Source organism: Klebsiella sp. HMSC16A12 (assembly GCF_001808265.1).
Classification (GTDB): Bacteria; Pseudomonadota; Gammaproteobacteria; order Enterobacterales; family Enterobacteriaceae; genus Klebsiella; species Klebsiella pneumoniae.
In genome coordinates this window covers 1-1,611 of record NZ_KV792537.1, presented here as the reverse complement: position 1 = coordinate 1,611, position 1,611 = coordinate 1, and the positions used below count along the sequence as shown (strand labels likewise).

Sequence of the window (1,611 nt, the reverse complement as noted above, 5' to 3'; positions counted from 1 at the left end):
CGGGGAAGCCCTTATAGTACAATAATTTTCGATATCCAAACTGACCCCATCTTCGGGGCATGGGACGTTGAGCGCGACCAGGAGCGCGCTGTCATCCTGCGGGAATCGTGGGAGTACAACGCCAGACTCAGGAAGAATCCCGGCTACACCCAGGCAGTTGAGCATATCGGCTATATCCTCGGGGGATACGACCTCTACACCTTCAATATGGTGCAGGCCACCAGTCCGGATGCGCCGGACGTCGCGGTCATTCAGGATTTTGAGCGCCGGCTGGAAAAACCTTTTCTGAGAAAAGAGGGCACCGTCTGGTACGCCGACTTCACGGCCAGTCCGTACCCTGAGGAACTGGCCGTGGCCGGCAGCTAAAGTGAAGGTGCAACGAAAACCATCACCGTTAATGCATACGAACGCGACCCCACAGCCCGGCGGGCCTGTATTGAGTATCATGGTGCCATCTGTCAGTGCTGCGGATTCGATTTTGAGAAAACCTGGGGCGAGCACGGCAGAGGATTTATTCACGTTCATCATATCCGGCCGCTGAGAACACTCGGGGCTGCCTATCAGATTGACCCGGTTAACGAGCTGGTCCCGTTGTGCCCGAACTGCCACGCCATGATTCATCGGGGCAATGAGGCAAAACCGTTATCCGTTGAAGAACTTCGCGCCATGATGAGACCCGCCGGCTGAATGCTGGCATTCTACAGACACGAAATACTGTTAACCGGAGCCCTGCATGCGCGTTGCCATAACACTAAGTACAATTTTACATTACAAGAAGGAAATATATTTAAAATCTATTTTTAGTAAAACATGATTTACTTACTACCACTCCACTAATTTATGGTTTTAAACGTTATCTCCGGGATTTTAATGTATATTCGGTATTTCAAAAGACAGGAAATAAGTTCATAAACTTATGTACAGGCTCGTAAAATGTCAAAGGCTGTTCACTGCCTATACAGCCTTGATCACCTACGAGCTCTTGCATACGGCTTGTAGGTGATCATCCTTATCCCGCAGGGAAATACTTGTAAATGGTCTTCACGCCTACCCGCATCTCGTTGGCTGCCTACTGTAAATGTGCTCCGCTCTAAACATTGCTACTTAGATGGGGGAAAGTTAGACGGTCTGTAGAAATCCTCCGCTAACTGAACACCATTACCTACGGTCCTTATGATTAGGATATTGTCTTTTACGGTATAAAATGTCTGTTTATCAGCCATATCCTCTCCGTACCACCGCGCCCCATTAAGGCTTTCGTCAAGGAGGTTGAGGCGATAGTTGCTCTTGGGGTGATTCCTGCATTTGAATGAAAACGGTCTGCCATCTTCAGGTCTGTTGTAGGTAACGCGAATTTCACCTTCCGGTAAAACTTGGGCTTTCATGATATCGATGCTTCTTCCGTAGAAGGTGGCCACGCCTGCCAGGCAAATTTGCGACAGAGTGAAAGGAGCTGTATCTGCGTGTGAAACTTGGGGAGCAAGAGACAGCAACAATAGCCCTAATATTTTACGCATGCCTACCTCGTTAAATTCTCATCTAAATCGGCGACTTAGTTCATCGACCCAAAGCATACTACTCGGCTTTGTTGAATAAATCGAACTTTTGCTG

At 48.5% G+C, this 1,611-nt stretch carries 2 protein-coding genes and 1 pseudogene; 2 read left to right on the top strand and 1 reads right to left on the bottom strand.

The window, feature by feature from the left end:
- Together HMPREF3140_RS29195 and HMPREF3140_RS29190 are read left to right on the top strand one after the other, a co-directional pair.
- A pseudogene (locus HMPREF3140_RS29195) lies at positions 1-366 on the top strand (hypothetical protein); the annotation flags it as partial.
- Between the two features lie 21 nt (positions 367-387).
- Positions 388-687, top strand: coding sequence for an HNH endonuclease (locus HMPREF3140_RS29190; protein WP_323807265.1), 300 nt, complete (start codon positions 388-390; stop codon positions 685-687).
- Between the two features lie 413 nt (positions 688-1,100).
- Here HMPREF3140_RS29190 and HMPREF3140_RS02840 read toward each other — a convergent pair whose 3' ends face one another.
- Positions 1,101-1,517, bottom strand: a complete 417-nt coding sequence (locus HMPREF3140_RS02840) for a hypothetical protein (protein WP_004181739.1) — start codon at positions 1,515-1,517, stop codon at positions 1,101-1,103.
- Positions 1,518-1,611 lie beyond the last annotated feature (94 nt).